Consider the following 21687-nt stretch of genomic DNA (forward strand, 5'->3'; position numbering starts at 1 on the left):
TCTAGTCAAATATTAAAACGTGTAGTTATACTGTGCACCAAATAAGTACGCATGGCCTTTTGATTCAAAGCCCCACTGCTGCCCTAATTTATCTGATTCAGTAAACTTTTGTGTTTTACCACGTAAAATACTCATACCAATATCTAAGTTTGCTTGCTCACTCATCGTGTAATTAACACCAAACGAGTACCAAAAACGGTCTGTGTCAGGAATAGAAATCGACATATGGTTTTTATCAGCTGGTGATTCATCATACGCAAGACCTGCACGTAGTAGCACAGCATCGTTATACTGATAATCACCACCGATTGAATAACGCATTGCGTTAGAGAAGTTCTCTTCTTTGTCAAATACCGGCTCTTCTAAGCCTGGTACGTAAGCTTCCAGCCTTTCAAAGCTATCCCAACCGGTCCACATTACACTGTAGTGTAAACCTGTTTTCTCATCTAACTGATGTGAACCAGAAAACTCAGCAATTGCTGGTAAAGTAATTTCAACGCTACCCGGTACACTTGCACCAGCTAAACCATTAAAAGGTGCTGATGCTGGTAATTGGTTAGAATATTCACCGTCAAATGTAATGTCTGTTTCACTGCGATAATTAAAACCGAAGCGGCTGTTCTCATCTAGTTGGTACGTAGCACCTACATTCCAACCAAAGCCAGTATCATCACCTTCTAAGTGAGCGCCTTCAGTTTGTGCTGGCACACCAAATGGATTAGCACCAAAGTTACGTACAATTTTCGCGTCTGCGTAAATATAGTTTAAACCAAGACCTACGCTAAATTGCTCGTTAATTTTATATGAGCCACTCACATTCATATTTACAGTAACGATCTCAGTTTCACCAGCAAGTTGACCTGCCGGGTAATCGGCATCAAACTCGGTCGCTAAGCCAAAGTTCGAAAACGCACCAAAACCAACGGCAAATTTATCATCAATAGGCATTACAAAGTAACCGGCTGGAACAAACGCAGCCGGTGCAATGCTACTATCATTTAATTCATTTGGGTTAACTGATGCATTGCTCGCAGAAGTACCACGTAGGCTAACATCAGGAACAACTGCAACGCCTGCAACGCTTAATTGCTGCTCTTTAAATACAGACATTAATGCTGGGTTACGAGCTACGACTGAAGCATCATCGGCTACGGCAGCTTCACCGGCATAAGCACGGCCAAGTCCTGAAGCACTATGCTCAGCTAGTTGAAAAGCTGCTGCAAACGTATCTGCAGACATAACAGCAAGAGATGCTGCGATTAAAGTTTTTGTAAATTTCATTATGTTACCTTAACCAAACTATGCGCTTGGGTTCCCATGTGATGTATCTAATTATTAGGAGTAAGTTACTTCAAAACCTTAGCACATTACCTTATTTTTTAATAAAAAACTGTAACAATTCGTTAAAAAACACCTTTTAAACAAGTTTTTAACAGCAGGATAACACCCTTTTAAAACACATCGGACAAGATGCAGCTTTAACTGCAATTGCTATTAATTATCATTTAGGTTGACTTGATTCTAATCGCTAATTAGACTGTTCAACAAGAGTCAGTAAAAGGAGTAAAGCTGTGGAAATAGCATTAATTATTGCTGCATTAGCTTTTTCTGGGGCGAGTGTGTATTGCTTTTGCAAAGCGAACTTTTGTGCCTGCACAAGAGCTGGGCAATGCGACAATCCTGTTAATCATTATTGGTTAGGCGCGATTATTTTCGCCTTGATAGCATTATTGTTTTGCTGTGGAGCCCTGCATACTGAAAAGGGAACTTTATTATGGCTATTATTAATGGTCAGTTGCTTCAGCGGTGCTCTTTTATCAGCAAAGCAGTCAGCTAAAAAGCGCTGTGATCAATCAAAAATTAAAAAATCGCTTAAACCAGCAGATGCTCTTTTAACAAACGAGCCAAATTAAGCTGGTAGTCTAACGGCTTAATACTCGCGAGGATTTTTAAATCATGTTCAGGTGAAGTTAAATCAACATCTTTTGCAGTAATATGATGGCTGTGTTTAGCGTTATAGAAAATTTTCACTTTAGGCTGAATTGGATTCTGGTGATTCCCTTCAGTGACTAAAGCCAAGCGTTCATTAGTTAACTTAACAATAGTCCCTACCGGATGCACGCCTAAACACTTAATAAACCGTTGTACTAACTCCCCATCAAACATTTGTTTATTTGCCAATAAATAACGCAGTGCGTTAATTGGCTCATCGCCTATTTGATGCGGCCTATCTGCGGTCATCGCATCGTACACATCTACAATCGCCATTATTCGTGCTGGCCGACTAAGTTTATCACCTTGCAAACCTCGAGGGTAACCACTCCCATCAAGACGCTCATGATGATTAACAATCATATCAAGCATCAAAGGTGTAATGCCTTTCTCTCCTTTTACTAAGCCAAGACTTTGTGCAACATGCTTTTTAATCGCTTGCATCTCTAACTTGTTCACTTTTTCAGGCTTAGAGAAAATCCCTTGAGGTAATTTAGCTTGCCCTAAGTCATGCAACAATGCCCCCATAGCAAGCTCATGAACAATACTTTCTTTGTAACCTAAGTACTTAGCAAATACAGTGACAAAAATAGCGCAATTGGTCATGTGTCGCCAATTGTACATATGTTTATCTTTAAGACGCGTTAAAATGGTCATTGCATTGTGATTGCGAAATACCGATGCCACAATATCTTTGGCAATATCATCAAGCAACGTCATATTCATCTTTAAACCTGAAGTTACATCGCCATATAAGCTTTGCAAATTACGATTATGTTGCTCATAACTAACACTGGCTTTAGCAAACTCTTGTTCGACAGAGATAACCTTTTTGGCTTTTACTTTTTTAGCTTTTGCTACAGGCTCATTAGTCGTCTGAGTTTTTTGTTGGTACTTAGCGGGGATCCCTACGTCACTTTGAGTAAAGTCGATTAATAACTCTTGCACCCCCTCAGATATTAGTCGCTTTATAATTGACTTATCACGAACTAAACCTCGAGTTTTAATCTTGATACTATCAGCGCCCTCAAATTGCTTGCTGACACTGTCAACAAACATACCTGGTACGAGTTCAGAAATAGGGAGGGTAATGAGCATAAATAGCAATAAGTTACTTTTTCAATAATGGCTTTTTATTATCAACTATCCAGTATAAATGTCTATAACTAAAAGCAGGAACAATAATTAAGTATGAGGTAAACTTATATTTACTTGTCGGTAGTGTGGATTTGCATTTATTTGTGGATATTGCGAGTTGGCATTTACTTATGGGAGCGCGAGTTGGCGAGATTAGAAACCAAACACAAGGGTCAAGCTGTTTACCCTCGCGAGCTTTACTCTCGCTAACTTTACTCTCTCTAACGTTGCCCTCGCCACTCGCTACTTATTCTTGAAAATACGTGCCCCAGCCGTCGTATTCTACATCGGTATCTACCGCCAGTTGGGCAAGCTTATCAACGTCTTCCATAATAACATCAACATCAAGCTCTGCTTCTACAACGATGTCAAATCCCCAAATTTTACTACCATCTTCAAGCTCTAGCTCGGCAGGTTCTTCAACATCATAACCAAGCTTAAACGCGGCTAATGCAGCTTGCTCAAGCTTTGCAAAGTCTTCACAGACAAAGTGGTGTTCAACTTCATATAAGATCTCTGGATCTGAGCCATCTTCTAATAACGAAGTTACAATGTCTTCACTTATTTCACGCCAATTTTCCATTACTTTTCTCTCACTTGAGCATCTAATTCAGTTATTCTAGCAGCCATTATAGAGTGAATACGTGTTGCGTGTTCACGTGCCCCAACCTTTTTATCAAGGGGGTGTGGCGCTAGCATGTCTATATAGATTGTACCATTGTCCCAGCGATTTAGCTTAATGGTTTTATCCGTTGTACTCATACATACAGGCACTACTGGCACATCGGCATTTAATGCAGTATGAAATGCCCCTGTTTTAAATGGTAATAAACCACGACCATAACTACGCGTTCCCTCAGGAAACATCCATACAGACAGGCCTTTTTGTTTAATTTTATCTGCTGATTTAGAAATAGTCCCAGCCGCTTTTGAGCGATTACCACGATCAATCAAAATGTTTCCCGATAGCCAGTAAAGCTGGCCAAAAAATGGGATCCATTTCAGGCTTTTTTTCCCTAAGCTTACACAGTTTTTTGGTACTGCGGCTGGTAACGTGAAAATATCGTAGTTATTTTGATGGTTTGCAACGTACACTGCCGGACCGCAGTTTTGTGCATCAGGGTGACGTGTAATAACCAATTTTACCCCAAGCATTTTAGCCATAGAGCCAAACCAACTAGCCAAAATATGTACATTATTTATATGAAAAGGCTTTACTAAACAAAGTATTAAACCAAATATACAGCTTAGTAAAATAAATAATGCCATGATCAAAATACGAATAATAGCTAACAAAGAAAACTCTCCAAAAATAATAACGCCGGCATTATAGCGTTATTTTAGTTGCTAAACGAGAGTTTAGCGCACACTTGTAAGCTTAAATTAATTTTCTTTTTAAAAACAAATGGCCTGCAAACGCAGGCCATTTAGTTTAATAACAATTAAGTCAAATTGTTACTCTGTTTCGGTGGACTCACTATCGTCAACAGTAATTAATTCAACCACAGCTTCATCAACTCGCTGTAAACCTCGCGGTAGCTTATTACCACGACGACCACGCTCACCATGATAATGCTCTAAGTCACTTGGTTTTAGGGTCAATTTACGTTTACCTGCGTGCAAGGTAACACTCGTTCCTTCTGGCACAACCGCCAACACTTTTACAAACTCTTCTCGCGCTTGCACTTTTGCGCTTGGAATCGAAATTATTTTGTTACCTTTACCTTTACCCAACTTTGGTAAGTCACGTAACGGGAACAGTAACATTCTACCTTCGTTCGAGATAGCCATACAGTAATCAGTGGCAACATCATTGACTCTAATTGGCGCCAATAACTGCCCCCCCTTAGGGACGCTTACCAAAGCTTTACCGTTTTTGTTTTTACTTACTAAATCAACAAAATCAGTGATAAAACCATAGCCTGCATCCGATGCCATTAGCAGCACTTGTTTATCATCAGCCATTACTACATGTTCAAAGTTCGCACCAACAGTGAGGTTAAACCGCCCTGTCATTGGTTCTCCTTGGCTTCGTGCCGACGGTAAACCATGTGCATCGGTGGCAAATGCGCGCCCAGCAGAATCTAAGAACACCGCGGGTTGATTACTCTTACCCCTAGCTGAGGCTTTATATGCATCACCAGCTCGATAACTCAGCCCTTCTACATCTAAATCATGGCCTTTACCTACTCGCGCCCAGCCTTTTTCCGATAGCACCACAGTTACAGATTCTGATGGGATCAAATCTTTTTCACTTAGTGCTTTTGCTTCTAGACGCTCTACAATTGGTGAACGGCGCTCATCGCCATACATCTCTGCGGCTTCTTGAATTTCTTTTTTTAGCAACGTCGACATACGACGTTCTGAGCCTAAAATCAGCTGTAATTTGTCACGCTCTTTCGCTAGCTCATCTTGCTCACCACGAATTTTAAACTCTTCGAGTTTTGCTAAATGACGCAGTTTCAATTCAAGAATTGCTTCTGCTTGAATATCAGTAATACCAAAGCGCTCCATTAACACCGGCTTGGGCTTATCTTCAGAGCGAATAATTTCAATAACTTCATCAATATTTAAAAAGGCAGCGAGTAAACCTTCTAAAATATGCAAACGAGCCAATACTTTATCTAAGCGATACTGCAAACGGCGGCGCACAGTTTCACGACGGAACACCAGCCACTCAGTTAAAATTGTTCGTAAATCCTTTACCTGCGGACGGCCATCAAGACCCAGCATATTAATATTAACGCGGTAATTTTTTTCCAAATCTGTCGTTGCAAATAAATGGGCCATTAACGGCTCCACTTTAATACGATTAGAGCGAGGAATAATCACTATGCGAGTTGGGTTTTCGTGATCTGACTCATCTCGTAAATCAGCCACCATAGGCAGCTTTTTCGCATTCATTTGTGCTGCAATTTGCTCAAGCACTTTGCCACCAGAACACTGATGCGGTAATGCAGTGATCACGATATCACCGTGTTCTTCTGTGTAAATAGCCCGCATTTTTATCGAACCACGACCAGTTTGATAAATTTTACGAATATCAGCTTTTGACGTAATAATTTCTGCTTCAGTTGGATAATCAGGTGCTTGCACATGCTCAAGCAATTGGTCCAACTCAGCTTTTGGGTTATCTAACAATTCACAACAGGCGCTAGCCACTTCACGCACGTTATGTGGCGGAATGTCTGTTGCCATACCTACGGCAATCCCCGTAATACCATTAAGTAAAATATGCGGTAAGCGTGCAGGCAGGACTTTAGGCTCATCCATAGTGCCATCAAAATTAGGCGTCCAATCAACGGTGCCTTGGCCAAGCTCTTTTAACAGTACTTCGGAAAACTTAGATAAACGTGCCTCGGTATAACGCATTGCAGCGAATGATTTAGGATCATCTGCCGCGCCCCAGTTACCTTGTCCATCTACAAGTGGATAACGATATGAAAATGGTTGCGCCATTAACACCATCGCTTCATAACAGGCGCTATCTCCATGTGGGTGATATTTACCTAATACGTCACCAACTGTGCGCGCAGATTTTTTATATTTCGCTGCCGCTGATAAACCCAGCTCACTCATCGCATAAATAATCCGGCGCTGTACGGGTTTTAAGCCATCGCCAATATGCGGCAATGCCCTGTCCATGATCACATACATGGAGTAGTTCAAATAGGCATCCTCGGTAAAACGCCCCATTGTTTGTTGTTCAATTCCTTGCATTAGCAAAGTATCTGTATCACTCATCAAAGCCTACCTAATTTTTTTTATAGCTTACACGGTAGATCACATTGGCATAATCATCGGAGATCAATAAGCTGCCATCGGCAAGTTCTGCAAAAGCAACTGGACGACCCAATGTTTCTTCGTTTTTCATAAAGCCCGTAATAAACGGCGTATATTTTATCACACGTCCTTGCTCAATGGTGGCAACTGCCACTTTATATCCGGATTTTTTACTGCGGTTCCACGACCCGTGCTCAGCAACAAATAGCTGCTGTTTATAATTAGCCGGAAATTGCTTTCCGTTATAAAAATGAATACCTAAAGGTGCAACATGTGCACCTAACGCTAACGCTGGAGCACTGTAATCTGCAATACTTTTGCCTTTGCCAAACTCAGGATCTAAAATTGCACCTGCGTGCACGTATGGGAAACCAAAGTGCTCACCTTCGCTCGTTAAACGGTTTAACTCATCTGGAGGTAAATCATCCCCCATCATATCTCGACCATTATCGCTAAACCACATAACCTGTGTACTTGGGTGGAAATCAAAACCGACAGAATTACGAACACCTTGCGCAAGCGTGGTCATTTGTTTAGTGCTGACATCCAACGAAAAGATTCGTCCAAACCGCTCATCTTCGCCGCAAATATTACAAGGTACCCCAACTGGGATGATCAATTCGCCAGTAGGTGAAAAACGTAAAAATTTCCAACCATGATGGCGCTCAGTTGGCAACGCATCGTATACCACTTCATAGCTTGGCGCTTTTAATTGTGTATCGATATTTTTAAAGCGAATAATCCGATGTACTTCACCTACATATAAATCACCATCTTTAATTGCTAAGCCAGATGGCATGGTTAAACCGCTGGCTACTAAGATTTGTTTATCAGCAATTCCATCGCTATTGTGATCAATCAATGCATACACATTGCCCGCTTTTCGCGAGCCAACATACACTATGCCTTTTTTTGACACAGCAAGCTGCCGAGCGTTTTCTACATCACTGGCAAATATATTTATTGTAAAACCATCCGGAACACTGAGTTCTTGAATAATTTCTTTTGCTGCTAAGGGCGTGCTTAGCAACCCTACTGCTAGTAGAGATATTAGTAATTTATTCATCGGTTTCTACCCTATTTCGACCACGCTCTTTTGCAGTATAGAGCGCTTTATCTGCGTTTTTTAATAAATCTTTACATGAGTTTAGATGCACACCTTTTTGCGCGACACCAAAACTTGCAGTCATTCTAAGCACATGTTCGCCATAATTAATCTGTGTTTTTTCTATATCACTTTTAATTCGATAAGCGATTTCTACCGCTTCCACACGCGATGTATTACTTAACACCACTAAGAACTCCTCTCCACCAATACGTCCTAAAACATCATTGTCGCGAATAGCGCGTTGCGAAATCTCAGTAATCGCTTTTAATACATGATCCCCAGCTGGATGACCAAACTCATCATTGATAGTCTTAAAGTGATCTAAGTCAAAAATGATCAAACAAAAATTATGATTATCTTTTTTCAGCTGTAGCCACTGTAACTCAGCAAGATCCATGATTTTGCGTCGATTTGCCACACCGGTTAAAAAGTCAGTATTTGCCAATAAACTGAACTTACGTTTTAATCGGTATTGTCGCCACGAAAACAGTAACAAGAGTAAAAACAACAATAACACACTAAACATAATGGTATTTTGTAGTGCTTGCTGTTGTTTAATTTCTAGTAAAGCAAACTCATTAAGCTCTTTATCTTTTTTAAGCAATTGCTTTTCAAGTTCAACTTGTTTGGTATCAAATTGGACTTTATGACGTGAGCGCGACAACTCACGTACTTTATTATAATGCTGATCATTTAACGCTATGAAATCTTGTTGATACTTATAAGCCAGTTGATAATCATTTTGTTGTACGGCCAGCTTTGTTTGTAACCGTGCCAGCTTTAATAACGACGTTATACTATTTTCTATTGGTATTTGTTCAGACATCAACTGCGCTTTTGCTAACGTTTGCGCGGCTTGCTCAGTTAAATTTTGTGCAAGCTCGACAGCAGCTTGAATGTATAAGTGATTGGCAATGTTAGCGACATCTTCAAGCTTATCGAAAAACTGGTTACTGAGTGCAAGGTAATGACTAGCACGCGTTATATCTTGTTCAAATAAATACGCTTCGGCCAATATTATATAACCGTAGTACACTAAGTTTTCATTTGCTACTTTGTGGGCCATTGCGAGCATTGTTTGGCTACTATCAATTGCCTCTTGGCTACGCTCCATCTTTAAATATACTTTAGCTAAATGAAAGTACGACACTAAACTATCAAACACTAAATCATTCTCTAGGAAATAAGCTAACGCCTTGTGCTGCATTTGCAGTGCTTTATCGTAATCAAATAAATACTCATACGATTTTGCCATGGTCGATTCTATGTAGGCTAAATCAAGTAAATCTCCGCTGCGCTTAATAATCTCATAGCTTTTATAAAAATAGTCTAATGCTTTAATATCATCATGATTATAAACATAAAAACTTGCTAACGCGCCGTATACTTTACTTCTTAACTTATCATTACCAAGTAGATCGACTTGCTGCTCAGCGGTCTTTAAAATCGCTAACGACTTATCAGCTTGACCCGAGTAACTATAGATAGTGGATTTTATTAAGTAGTAATTGATCAACGACTCATTACTTAATACTGCCAATTCATTAGCAAGTTGTTTTTCCAACTCTATGGCTTTAGTCAACTCACCCAATAATAAGTAATTTTCAGCTAAATCAAGTTGTAACTCACTGCGTTGTAAGGGCGTTAAGCGAGTGTGCTGTTGGGTTAATACTAATTCTAAAAACTCAGTAGCTTGACCTGGATCTTGAACACTTTTCTCATGTGCAAGGTCGCGTTGTGTCGCCAACCATTGCGCATCTAAAGCCGGTTGCTGCGCTGCGTTTGACGCAGCGCAATATAAATACAAGTACGCAAATATGCTGAGTAATAAAACACGTATGTGTAAATAGCTAAAACAGCTTCCTTGTTGACCTTGCATATTTACACCCTGGCTTAATTACACTTGAGCACGATTTCCATGGTCTTCTAACCATTGACGACGATCTGATGAACGTTTTTTCGCAAGCAGCATATCCATCATTTCCATGGTTTCCACTTCATCTTCTAAAGTAAGTTGTACTAAGCGGCGAGTATTAGGGTCCATGGTTGTTTCACGCAATTGTAGTGGGTTCATTTCACCCAAGCCTTTAAAGCGCTGTACATTCACTTTGCCACGTTTTTTCTCAGCTTCGATACGAGCTAAAATGCCTGACTTTTCATCTTCATCCAAGGCGTAATAAACGTCTTTACCAATATCGATTCTAAACAATGGCGGCATCGCAACAAACACATGCCCCGCTTTTACTAAGGTAGGAAAATGACGCACAAAAAGCGCACATAATAAGGTGGCAATATGTAGTCCATCAGAATCAGCATCCGCTAAAATACAGATTTTATTGTATCGTAAAGAAGAAATATCTGCGGAATCTGGATCAATCCCTAATGCAACTGAAATATCGTGTACTTCTTGTGATGCTAAAATCTGCCCTGATTCAACTTCCCACGTGTTCAAAATTTTACCACGTAGCGGCATAATAGCCTGAAATTCACGGTCACGCGCTTGTTTTGCTGAGCCGCCTGCTGAGTCACCTTCGACTAAAAATAATTCGGTGCGATCATTATCAGCGGCACTACAATCGGTTAATTTACCAGGTAATGCGGGGCCTGCTGTAACACGTTTACGCACCACCTTTTTAGCAGCACGTAAACGTTTTTGAGCATTTGAGATACACAGCTCAGAAAGCAGCTCTGCAGTATCAGTATGTTCGTTCAGCCACAAGCTAAATGAGTCTTTAACCACCCCTGATACAAATGCAGAACACGAACGAGATGAGAGTTTTTCTTTGGTTTGGCCAGCAAATTGTGGATCTTGCATTTTAACTGATAAGACATAGCTACAGCGCTCCCAAATATCATCGGGGGTCAACTTTACGCCGCGCGGTAAGAGGTTTCTAAATTCACAAAACTCACGCATCGCTTCAAGTAAACCTTGGCGCAAACCATTCACATGGGTGCCGCCTTGCGCTGTAGGTATTAAATTAACATAGCTTTCAGCAATTGATTCGCCGCCTTCTGGCAACCAAACAACGGCCCAATCAGCCCCTTCAGTTGAGCTTGAGAATTCGCCTGTAAATGGGTCTTGTGGTAAAACCTCGTATCCTTTAACGGCCTCGTTTAAGTAATCTTTTAAACCCGTTTCATAGTACCACTCTTGCGTTTCTTTGGTTTGCTTGTTAGTAAACTTAATACGCAAACCCGGGCACAATACAGCCTTAGCCTTAAGCAAGTGATGTAGCTTGAGTAATGAGAAGTTAGCGGAATCAAAATAGCTGGCATCCGGCCAAAAACGCACTGTGGTGCCGGTGTTACGCTTACCAACAGTACCAATGACATGTAAGTCTTCAACTTTATCGCCATTTTCAAACGCCATCATGTATTGCTGTGCATCACGACGCACAACCACTTCAACTCGGGTCGAGAGCGCATTTACTACAGAAATACCGACACCGTGTAAACCACCAGAAAATTGGTAATTCTTATTGGAAAACTTACCACCGGCATGCAATTTAGTGAAAATTAGTTCAACCCCAGGGATACCTTCTTCTGGGTGAATATCAATAGGCATACCACGGCCGTCATCGCTGACCTCCAGTGAATTATCTTCGTGTAAAATAACATCAATTTTAGTGGCATGGCCGGCCATTGCTTCATCGACACTGTTATCAATAACCTCTTGTCCCAAGTGATTAGGACGGGTAGTGTCGGTGTACATGCCAGGACGGCGTTTAACAGGTTCTAACCCATTTAATACTTCAATGGCTTCGGCGTTATAATTTTGCTGACTCATAGTTTTTATCTTTTATGCGCTTAGCTATGTTTTACGTGATTTTAAGAAAATCTACAATACTAGCAATGGAGTCTTCAAAGCCAATAAAGCTATGATCACCCCCAAATTCTACCCGTTGCTGGCATTGTGAATAATATTTAACGGCCTGCTGATAATCCAAAACTTCGTCACCCGTTTGCTGTAATAAATACAGTAATGATGGGCGTTTCAAGTATGGTATCGACAGTGACTTTAACGCGTTAATATGACTATTATTGAGCTCGTAATGGCTATCCTGATACGGATTATAGTTCGGCCCTAACAATGAACTCAATAATAAATAAGGTTTAACAGCAGGATTGATCAGCGCTGCTGGTAATTGATATTTCTGCGATAAATAAGTGGCGTAAAAACCACCTAAAGAACTGCCAAGTAATACCGTATTTGGCGTTATTAATTGCTCAAGCTGAATTATTGCATGATACGGTTCATGACTCAGGCGCGGCACACAATAATCAACGTCATAGTGTGCCATATACTCACCAAAGCGAACAGCTTTAAATGATTTCTCACTGCTATTAAACCCATGAATATAAATTACTCGTTGAGCCATACTAGCTCCGAATCAACAATTACGTCATCGCTTGACTTAGTTATCGTTAATAACCGATAACTCGCACCTAAATTTTGTTGCTGCCAATGGTGACTATTTTTAGTAAATTGTACTGAACTTGCAGGGGTCGCCACCACCTCAATATTTCTGAACTGAAATTGATAGTCATTATGAACATGACCATGAAATACATGCCTAACCTGCCCACTGTTTTGTAACATGTTAAGTAACTGTGGCCCATTTTCAAGCATATGCTTATCTAAATAGCCGTTAATTGGCAGCGGATTATGATGGCAAAAGACCACACTCGGTGACACTGTATTTGCTAATAATTCAGTGATCTCATTTAAGTGCACTTCACTTACCCAGCCTGCGGGAGTTGGGCCTTTAGAGTTAATCAATAACACTTCGAAACCCTGAGCAATTAAACGCTTAGCGTTGCTTATTTGGCCGCTAGAAATGTGTTTCATGGCAGCTATATCGTCATGATTTCCTGGCAGCCAAAATACCTGACAGGTAAGCGCTGAGTCAGCAATCAACTGAGCAAATAACGAGTACGATTCAATACTGTGATCTTGAGTTAAATCACCACCAAAAATAACCGCATCTAATGACTGCGCTGCCATGTGTGCCAGCGCGCGAGAAAAGTGCTCTGCGGTATTAACCGAAAAATACTCACCTTGTGGATCAGCAAATAAATGGCTATCGGTAATATGTGCTAAACGTAGTTGATTGTGCTTGAAAGTGGCATGTATATCAAACCAAGCCATTATTCACATCCCAATTGAGTACAGAGCGGCCACTTTCAACACATGCCACTAACCAATCATATAAAAATGCATTGAGCTGATATTTTTCATCTTTTTGATGCATTTGCGGATTAGGGTAACCATAGGATGGTTTAATTCTTTGGTGGTAGTCATGGTGAATTATTTCTGCCACCTTTGCATCATGGTACAAACGCACAGTCAAAAACAGTGGGGTGAAGCCTGCTAACATGCCCGTTAATTGCGTAATAGAAATATCCATAGTGTACTTTGCACACCCATCTACTTTAATTGCAAACTGACTATTACCTAATTGTACTTGTCGCGTACTGCCTTGTTTGCGCTCGTTAGGCAGCAACTTTAGCGCGCGTAAGTAATTATGCTCACACAAGGTCAAGTATTTAGGGAGACTTTGAATATATCGTTGTTTCACTGCAAGTGCTGTCACGTTACCGCCATAAAATTAGATGTTAAGGGTAGTCTATTTATTCATTATACGTTCGCGATTAAGTGCTAACCACTGTAATGAAATAACCGTAGCGGCATTGTCTATTTCACCACTGGCTAGGCGTGCCATCGCTTCACTGTAACTGATGATGTGAGTTTTTATATCTTCACCTTCTGTTTCAAGCCCATAAACACCACTTTGCAGCTGACTTAAATCAGTAAGCGCTAAATAAAGATGTAACCGCTCAGTCGTGCCGCCTGGGCTTGAAAGATACGATAACATAAACTCTAATTCATCCAGTTCAAGTCCCGCTTCCTCAAATGCCTCACGTTTTACTACAGTCTCATAATCAGTGCTGCCATCCGTCATACCCGCGATGCACTCTAATAACCAAGGAGACTGCTTACTCTTGATCGCACCAATACGAATTTGCTCGATGAGCAATATATTATCTGAAATAGGATCATACGGTAAAACGGCTACGGCGTCACCGCGTTCGAGTATTTCTCGGCGGATCGTTGCTGATTGCCCACCAGCAAAAAGGGCATGCTGAAACTGATATAAATTTATTTTAAAAAAACCTGCATATAAATTTTCTATTGGCGCGATAGTTACATCTTTGCTGCTGAACTTTGCTACGGTCTTATCGGTCATTTATCTTCCTAAATCGCTTTATTAACTCAAATAGTTTGAGGATTATTATATTCTGTTACACTTGTTTACGCTGTTTTACGCAATTTTTTTTTTGTTATTAAGTAAAACAGGTTACCATGCTTTTAGAACGAAAATTGTCTAAGGACTGAACGAATAATGAAAAAGAACATTCTTGCTGCGCTAATTGGCTTATCCTGCGCATTAACGGCTACAGCATCTAATGCTGAAGATTTATTACAAGTTTACGAAATTGCTACAGCTAACGATCCAACTGTTTTAAAAGCAAAAGCACAAGCTGACGCACAAGCGTATAACAGTGATCGTGCGATGAGTGCTTTATTACCGCAAATCAATTTCTCTATGGGTTATGATAAAACGGACAGTTCTACATACACTGGGACCGATAACGCAGGTTATATTCATACAGATACTGATACCGATTCATTTAGTCGTAGTCTTACACTCAGTCAAACTCTGTTTGATTTAGGTGCATGGAATTCATTAGGCATAGCTGACAAACAAGCATTGCAAGCAACGGCTCAGTACGACTTTGCTAAACAAGACCTCATTGTTCGTGTTGCAGAGGGTTACTTCAACGTATTAAGCGCCATTGATAATTTAGAGTTTGTACAATCAGAAAAACGCGCTATTGAACGCCAACTAGAGCAAACTAAACAGCGTTACGCTGTAGGTTTAACGGCAATTACCGATGTTCATGAAGCGCAGGCGCAGTACGATAACTCTGTTGCTCGTGAAATCGTCGCAAAAAATGGCGTTGAAACAGCCCGTGAACAGCTTCGCGAGATCACCGGTAAATATCATGCCAAACTTGATACATTAAATACTGAAACGTTTTCTACAGTCAAACCAACCAAGCAATCAACTGATTACATTAAGTTGGCAGAAGAAAACAACTTAAATCTACAAGTGTCAAAAGTAACCGTTGATATTGCTAAAGATCAAATTGATTTAGCGCAAGCCGGCCACTATCCAAGGTTAACATTAGACGCCAGCTACGGTGACACACTTACTGATAGTAACAACAATAATATGAAGCCTCGTGGTGACAGCGCCAATGTAGGCATTAACTTTAGTGTGCCAATTTATTCTGGTGGTGCAACCACAGCTGCGACCGATCAAGCACGTGCTTTTTATGTAGCAGCAAGTGAAGACCTAGAAGCAAGCTTACGTGCAGTTACACGCAATACGATCACTTCGTATAATCAAGTGGTATCTGATATCGCCACCTTTAAAGCCCTTGAGCAAGCCGTTGTTTCCGCGGAAAGTGCATTAAAAGCCACTGAAGCAGGTTTTGAAGTGGGTACTCGTACTATTGTTGATGTATTGATCAGCACACAAAACCTTTTTAATGCAAAACGTAACCTTGCTGATGTGCGTTACCGTTATGTAGTCTCAACACTGCGCTTAAAACAAGCTGCGGGGACTTTAACAAGCGATGACTTACTGGCGATTAATCAAGGCTTAAAAGAAATCTAAACGACTCTTTTAGTTAACCCTTTATAAAAGCCAGCAAATTGCTGGCTTTTTTGTATTTTTTTATTCATCCAGTTAAACTAAGTACTTTTCGAATATGAGATATTTCCGTGGTCAACTCATCTGCATTTAAATGGTCTTTCCTAGGCCCGCGTTATTGGCTTACTTGGCTAGGTGTTTTTATTTTATATACGGTCTCTTGGTTACCGTCTAAATTGCAATTATGGTTAGGCAAACAACTTGGTCGCTTGGTACACCGCACTATGAAAAAGCGCCGCCACATTGCTGAAGTTAATATAAAATTATGCTTTCCTGATATGCCTATTGAAGAGCAACGTGCACTGGTTAAACAAAATATGGAAAACACTGGCATTGCAACACTTGAAACAGGTATGGCATGGTGGTGGCCAAATTGGCGGATCAAACGTGTTTATGGTTCTGTGAAAGGACTTGAGCACTTTGAACGCATACAACAAGCTGGTAAAGGCGTGCTATTGCTCGTTCCCCATATTTTACACCTTGAAATAGCCAGCCGTGTAATGGGACTTAATCACCAAGGTATCGGCTTCTATCGTCCGCATAATAATCCGCTAATGGAATTTTTTATGACCCGTGGCCGCTTACGCTCAAATGAGTATTTAATTGGCAAACGCGATGTCAAAGGGCTATTAAAAGCACTGAAAAACAAAAAAGTCTGTTACTACCTGCCCGATCAAGACTATGGCCGTAAACGTTGCGAGTTTGCACCTTTTTTTGCAGTTCAAGATGCAGCAACCACCACTGGAACTTTACTGTTTTCAGCCAGTAAAAACTGTGAAACAGTCAGCTTAACTAGCCGTCGTGATGAGCAAGGAAAATACCATTTAGAAGTATTGCCAGCGCTGGAGAATTTCCCCAGTGGTGATGATAAAGCAGATGTAACTCGGGTTAACCAACGCATAGAGCAAGCTGTAAACGTTGCCCCTGAGCAATATATGTGGCTGCATAGACGTTTTAAAACGCGTCCAGATATCGATGCGCCTTCTTATTACAAGTGACAATATCACTGGAATATGCTTTTATTAACAAATACAAACACAAGAGTATGAGTTATGTGGTTTTGGGTTAAGCATTTATCATTAGCAGCCATTTTAATTGCCGCAGCACTTTACTTTTTATTAGGCCATGGTCCAGTCATGGATATGAAAGAGACTAAAAATGCCGCGGCACAAGGTTTATCGCGCTTTTATTCTGCTTTACGTAACCAAGTTAATAAAAACAATGAACGTGATAAGTATGTACTTAAACTCCCGGCTCCAGATATAAATATTGATGCTGCGTTAACCGAGCGTGCGAAAGTCGTTGAGCCTTCTTCACCAAACTGGACGGGGGAGTATATTCCCAGACGTTTCGAAAACGGCTCCACATTAAAAAAAGTGTTAACTGAATACGCACGTGATGAAGACATCGTCTTATATTGGTATTTAAATAAAGATTATGTAGTCAAAGATCATTTTAGAGTGGATAGTAATTTTAACTCAACTCTCTATCAAGTAGGGCGCGCTATCAACGATGACTTTGAGAACGAAGTCTATACGTTTTTTTGCTTTAAACAACGGGCAGCGGTGATCACTGAGCTGCCCTCTGAATATTTGCGCGAGAATTGCAAACGCCTAAGAAGTTAATTCAAATACCTGCTGCCATGCATTACTAACAAACGCAATATGTGTGGCAAACTCTTCTTTAGTTACACAACGCCCCTGCTGATCTAAGCTCAATACATGATAACGAGAGCGGTAATCAATATAAGCTGCAATCAAGCCTTGCTTAGTCTCTTTACTAATACAACCAAGGCGAGCCGCATCAGTTAAGATCCTGACATTATCTGAATAGGTTGTTAGCTCATCAAAACGGTGAGCATTATTGAGCACTAAGTATTGTGTTAAAAACTCAATATCAGCAATGCCACCGGCATCTTGCTTTAAATCAAATTCAATATCATTACCTTTGGCTAGATGCGTTCGCATTTTTTCACGCATGGTGATCACATCTTCTTTGAGCTTTTCTGGATCTCGTTGCTGGCACAAAATACCTAAGCGAATTTTCGCAAACCGCTGTTGTAATTCAGCTTGGCCAAAAATCATGCGTGAACGCACCAAAGCCTGATGCTCCCATGTCCACGCTTGAGTTTGCTGGTAATGATTAAAACTTTCTAAATTGATAGCCATTAGCCCTGAAGCGCCTTCTGGGCGTAATCGCGTATCCAGCTCATATAAAATACCCGATGCTGTACGGGTATTAAATAGATGCATTAATCGTTGCGCCAGTTTTAAGTAGAACTGACGAGAATCAATCGCTTTGCTACCATTTGTTTGCTCTGAGCCATCACTATTATGTACAAAAACTAAGTCAAGATCGGAATCATAACCAACTTCAAAACCACCAGTTTTACCGTATGCAATAACAGCAAAGCCTTTATGTTCATCATCAGTATTAGGGGGAGTACCAAAGCGCTGTGCCATTTGTTGCCACGCCAGATTAACAGCTTGCTCTACAATTGCTTCAGCTAATGCAGTTAAGTGATCGCTGACCTTCATTACATCTAGTACACCCGTTGCATCAGCGGCAGCAATACGCAATTGATGGGTTTGTTTAAATTGACGCAGCGCCTCCATTTGCTGCTCTAGATCTTCACCATCAATACGTAAAAAATAGTGACGTATTTCATCTTTGTAGGCACTCAATGGGGTTGGCTTATACAGCACCGCAGGGTCTATTAGCTCATCAAGTAAAATGGGATATCGAGAAATATGTTCACCAATCCATTTACTGTGACAGCATAATGAAACTAATTGCTTTAACGCACCTGGATTTTCATAGAGTAATTCTAAATACGCTGTACGTGAAATAACCTTACTTAACACTTGGCAGATCATACTAAATACATCACCGGTTACCTGACTATCAGCAAGTTGCTTCAACAATAACGGCATGAGTTTATCGAGAATGTCACGACCGCGGTGACCAATTTTGGTTTTTGTTAACCGCGCTCTAAAATCTTCTAGCGGTATTTGCCACGCATCATTGGGTTGTTCTAACACGCTAATATCGGTATGCTCCCATGCACTAATAAAGGCACTTTCACATGGATCGACAGGTTCACTTTCATAGCCAATAACTTGCTCAAACTCACTATGTATACCCGCCATAATGTCATTTATTTGCGCTAAAGATGCGTTGAAGTCCCCTTGCCCTAACAAGTAATTTAACCGCTGTTGATTGAGTTCATCATCAGGTAATGTTTGCGTTTGTTGATCGGCAAATATTTGTAAATACTGTTCTACGCGTCTTAAGAATAAATAATTATACCGTAATAACTGCGCTTCACTTTCAGCAATAATTTGAATATTCTCAAGTTCCGCTAATGCTTTTTGCAAGGATTGCGTTTGCAAATTTGCTTCTCGACCGCCCCTTACCATTTGCAAAGCTTGCACCACAAACTCCACTTCTCGAATACCACCTGCACCTAGCTTTATATTGTTAGTCAAACGCTTACGGCGTACTTCTTGGGCTATCATTTGTTTCATTTTACGTAGTGATTCGATCACTGAAAAATCAATATAACGACGATATACAAATGGTTTTAATAACTGGTAAAACTCATCGCTATAACGGGTTGGCGCGCCAATCAAACGCCCTTTAAGCATGGCATAACGTTCCCACTCACGACCTTGATCTTGATAATAGTCTTCTATTGCAGTGAAACTCATCACTAAAGGACCACTTTCGCCAAACGGGCGCAGTCGCATATCAACTCTAAACACTTGGCCATCAACTGTGCTTTGGTTCAGTGCTGCAATCAGCTTTTGCGCAACTTTAGTGTAGAATACTTGCGCCTCTAACGAGCGACGCCCGCCTTGAGTTTTGACGCTGCGAGGATAAGAAAAGATTAAATCGATGTCAGAGGAGTAATTTAATTCTTGGCCACCTAATTTGCCCATGCCCAGAACCATCATTGCTAATGGTTGATGTTGATCATCTAATGGTTCGCCGTTTACGATAGCAACTTGAGCAAATGCCCAACGATTAGCACTATCAATTAACTGATCAGCAAGTGCTGAAATATAGCCAATGCTGTCTGCAATGTCGTTGTTATAACATAAATCTAAACACGCGACTTTTAACCAATAACGTTCACGATAACGACGTAAAATTTTATGACACTGCGCTTCATCCACTTCTGCCAAATTTAACTCTTGAAATGGATCTGGGCAATCACGCAAGTTCATTTGCGTATCAGACAATAGTATTTCAATTAACTGTGGTTGAGATTGCAAACAACGCCATGCAAAGTCACTCAAGCCTATCAATTTAATAATTAATTCACTTGGGGAGCGTTCAGGGTAAAGCTGTACAAAGCGCTCGCGACCGAGGTTGTCGAGTGCTGCTGGAAGTTGCTCGCTTAGTGTCATCAAATACTCTCTTTTATATCTGTCGTAACCGTACTAGAATGATTAACATAATAATAACCACCCTAGGTTCTTAATGTCATATTTATCTTTATCTAACACTAGTTTACTTGCGATTGCTATCTGTTTTACGGTTATTTGTGTAGCAGTTATTTGTTTACGTGTAATTAGTCAGCTCAAGGCTAAGCAGGCTTTAAAAGAAGAACTAGCTCAGCATGATAACTTTGCAATGGGGATCAGCTTTGCCTCAGAAATCAGTGTAGTGATCGCTACGATGGCTTTCTTATTTGATGAAATCAATATTAGCGCAGCCCAATCAAACCCGATTAAAGTAGTTGTATTAATAGTGCTTTTATTCACTTTTATCAAAGTAGGTCACCTCATACACCGTAAGTGGATTTTACACCGCTTTAACGAAGAAGCCGCCATCTTAAAACAAAATGTCTGTGCCGCTTTAGTTGATTCAGGCATGTTGATAGCCAACTTTATCATTACCTTAGGACTTTATAACTGGTCTCACACGCAAGGATTTAGCAATTTGCTCATCGCATTTGTTAGCTTCTTTTTACTCCAAGGTTTTTTTGCTTTAGACAGCAAACTGCGTGAATACCGTTTTGCCCGCGCTAATCAAGGCGCGTCATTACAAAATAATTTTAATTTAGAAAATACCTCAATCGGCATCCGCTATGCGGGTAAATCGATCGGACTTGCATTAGCTATCTATGCAGGCCTAGCCAGCGCGACCTTCCATAGTGGTAAAATGGTTGAGAATTTATTCACATTAGCTTTACATTGCGGCACTATGTGGTTATTACTGTATTTATTAACGACTATTATCAAGTTCATTTCTTTGCCAAACATTGATACTGCGCTTGAAATTGATCATCAAGATAATATTGGCGTAGCCTGCATTGAATTTGCTGTTTTCAGTGCAATAGGCTATTTACTAATAAGCATGTTTTCAGTTTAAGCTTGGAAATATTCAAACACGTGGGGCCTTATGCCGTTTGAAGTAAGTAACTATCTACTGATCGACAACGACAGTGAATTCAGTCGGCAATTTACTGAGCACTATTTTGCTCAGCCACACGGAACTCGCCCCAGCACTTTAGTGGTAGCAGGTACACACACCCGCCAATTAGTAAAGTTAATGTTTGATGAGCTAATCAAAGATTACTGCTATTGTGACTTTAGCAATGAAATTAGCGTGTCAGAATTAGCCAGTTACTTACACGAGCATCATGATATTGCCGGGGTGCTATTCAATGAAACGGATTATTTACTCGCTGATGATAAACAACGGTTTATATTTAACTCATTACACTCTGTTCGCTTTTTAATAAAAGAAACCATTGATGGCTATCAATTTGAACCGGTCACCGATGTCGCGCAGAACAATCATTTATCATGTCAAACTGAAATAGCCGAAACCCCGCAAGATTTAGATGCATTATGCGAAAAGCTCAATAACTAATTA

At 40.5% G+C, this 21687-nt stretch carries 19 protein-coding genes; 6 read left to right on the top strand and 13 right to left on the bottom strand.

All coding sequences use genetic code 11. The features are described 5' to 3' along the window. Positions 1-12: 12 nt before the first annotated feature. The gene (locus PHAL_RS0109505; protein WP_016708167.1) at positions 13-1281 is read right to left on the bottom strand and encodes an outer membrane protein transport protein; all 1269 of its coding nucleotides are present in this window, start codon (positions 1279-1281) and stop codon (positions 13-15) included. 290 nt (positions 1282-1571) lie between these two features. Between PHAL_RS0109505 and PHAL_RS0109510 the strand changes: the two genes are divergently transcribed. Beyond that, positions 1572-1913, top strand: coding sequence for a hypothetical protein (locus PHAL_RS0109510; RefSeq protein ID WP_016708168.1), 342 nt, complete (start codon positions 1572-1574; stop codon positions 1911-1913). Here the strand turns inward: PHAL_RS0109510 and PHAL_RS0109515 are convergent. The 11 genes from PHAL_RS0109515 to PHAL_RS0109565 all read right to left on the bottom strand — a co-directional run bounded on the left by PHAL_RS0109515 (position 1873) and on the right by PHAL_RS0109565 (position 14268). After that, positions 1873-3090 carry an HD-GYP domain-containing protein gene (locus PHAL_RS0109515; RefSeq protein ID WP_016708169.1) on the bottom strand — a complete coding sequence of 406 codons (1218 nt, stop codon included), beginning with the start codon at positions 3088-3090 and terminating at the stop codon, positions 1873-1875. The genes PHAL_RS0109510 and PHAL_RS0109515 overlap by 41 nt on opposite strands. A gap of 286 nt (positions 3091-3376) precedes the next feature. Continuing rightward, positions 3377-3712, bottom strand: coding sequence for a ribonuclease E inhibitor RraB (gene rraB, locus PHAL_RS0109520; protein ID WP_016708170.1), 336 nt, complete (start codon positions 3710-3712; stop codon positions 3377-3379). Further along, positions 3712-4425, bottom strand: coding sequence for a 1-acylglycerol-3-phosphate O-acyltransferase (locus PHAL_RS0109525; protein WP_016708171.1), 714 nt, complete (start codon positions 4423-4425; stop codon positions 3712-3714). The genes rraB and PHAL_RS0109525 overlap by 1 nt, the downstream gene beginning before the upstream one ends. 159 nt (positions 4426-4584) lie before the next feature. Continuing rightward, a complete protein-coding gene (gene parC / locus PHAL_RS0109530) occupies positions 4585-6873 on the bottom strand; it encodes a DNA topoisomerase IV subunit A (RefSeq protein ID WP_016708172.1) in 2289 nt (762 codons plus the stop codon). 10 nt (positions 6874-6883) lie between these two features. Beyond that, positions 6884-7978 carry a PQQ-dependent sugar dehydrogenase gene (locus PHAL_RS0109535; protein WP_016708173.1) on the bottom strand — a complete coding sequence of 365 codons (1095 nt, stop codon included), beginning with the start codon at positions 7976-7978 and terminating at the stop codon, positions 6884-6886. Beyond that, positions 7971-9899, bottom strand: a complete 1929-nt coding sequence (locus tag PHAL_RS0109540) for a GGDEF domain-containing protein (RefSeq protein ID WP_016708174.1) — start codon at positions 9897-9899, stop codon at positions 7971-7973. Before PHAL_RS0109540 ends, PHAL_RS0109535 begins: the two co-directional genes overlap by 8 nt. 18 nt (positions 9900-9917) lie before the next feature. Continuing rightward, positions 9918-11807: a DNA topoisomerase IV subunit B gene (gene parE / locus PHAL_RS0109545; protein ID WP_016708175.1), complete on the bottom strand. Its 1890-nt coding sequence runs from the start codon at positions 11805-11807 to the stop codon at positions 9918-9920. A gap of 31 nt (positions 11808-11838) precedes the next feature. Further along, positions 11839-12399, bottom strand: coding sequence for a YqiA/YcfP family alpha/beta fold hydrolase (locus tag PHAL_RS0109550; protein ID WP_016708176.1), 561 nt, complete (start codon positions 12397-12399; stop codon positions 11839-11841). After that, a complete protein-coding gene (locus tag PHAL_RS0109555; protein WP_016708177.1) occupies positions 12384-13169 on the bottom strand; it encodes a metallophosphoesterase in 786 nt (261 codons plus the stop codon). Before PHAL_RS0109555 ends, PHAL_RS0109550 begins: the two co-directional genes overlap by 16 nt. Beyond that, positions 13156-13614 (bottom strand): DUF1249 domain-containing protein, encoded by a 459-nt coding sequence (locus PHAL_RS0109560; RefSeq protein WP_016708178.1) that lies wholly within the window; start codon positions 13612-13614, stop codon positions 13156-13158. Before PHAL_RS0109560 ends, PHAL_RS0109555 begins: the two co-directional genes overlap by 14 nt. Positions 13615-13647: 33 nt before the next feature. Next, positions 13648-14268, bottom strand: coding sequence for an NUDIX domain-containing protein (locus tag PHAL_RS0109565; protein ID WP_016708179.1), 621 nt, complete (start codon positions 14266-14268; stop codon positions 13648-13650). A gap of 156 nt (positions 14269-14424) precedes the next feature. Here PHAL_RS0109565 and tolC point away from each other — a divergent pair, with 156 nt between their 5' ends. From tolC to PHAL_RS0109580, 3 genes are all read left to right on the top strand, one after another. Further along, positions 14425-15765 (top strand): outer membrane channel protein TolC, encoded by a 1341-nt coding sequence (gene tolC, locus PHAL_RS0109570; protein ID WP_016708180.1) that lies wholly within the window; start codon positions 14425-14427, stop codon positions 15763-15765. 107 nt (positions 15766-15872) lie between these two features. After that, complete coding sequence (lpxL, locus tag PHAL_RS0109575) at positions 15873-16799, top strand: LpxL/LpxP family Kdo(2)-lipid IV(A) lauroyl/palmitoleoyl acyltransferase (RefSeq protein WP_016708181.1); 927 nt, start codon at positions 15873-15875, stop codon at positions 16797-16799. 54 nt (positions 16800-16853) lie between these two features. Beyond that, complete coding sequence (locus PHAL_RS0109580) at positions 16854-17426, top strand: TcpQ domain-containing protein (protein WP_016708182.1); 573 nt, start codon at positions 16854-16856, stop codon at positions 17424-17426. Here PHAL_RS0109580 and glnE read toward each other — a convergent pair. Continuing rightward, the gene (gene glnE, locus PHAL_RS0109585) at positions 17415-20213 is read right to left on the bottom strand and encodes a bifunctional [glutamate--ammonia ligase]-adenylyl-L-tyrosine phosphorylase/[glutamate--ammonia-ligase] adenylyltransferase (protein WP_016708183.1); all 2799 of its coding nucleotides are present in this window, start codon (positions 20211-20213) and stop codon (positions 17415-17417) included. The genes PHAL_RS0109580 and glnE overlap by 12 nt on opposite strands. A 73-nt stretch (positions 20214-20286) precedes the next feature. On the opposite strand from glnE, the gene PHAL_RS0109590 reads away from it, so the two are divergent. Next, complete coding sequence (locus PHAL_RS0109590) at positions 20287-21180, top strand: DUF350 domain-containing protein (protein WP_016708184.1); 894 nt, start codon at positions 20287-20289, stop codon at positions 21178-21180. A gap of 30 nt (positions 21181-21210) precedes the next feature. Continuing rightward, positions 21211-21684: a hypothetical protein gene (locus tag PHAL_RS0109595; RefSeq protein WP_016708185.1), complete on the top strand. Its 474-nt coding sequence runs from the start codon at positions 21211-21213 to the stop codon at positions 21682-21684. Positions 21685-21687: the final 3 nt, after the last annotated feature.

It is taken from the genome of Pseudoalteromonas haloplanktis ATCC 14393 (assembly GCF_000238355.1).
Taxonomy (GTDB): domain Bacteria; phylum Pseudomonadota; class Gammaproteobacteria; order Enterobacterales; family Alteromonadaceae; genus Pseudoalteromonas; species Pseudoalteromonas haloplanktis.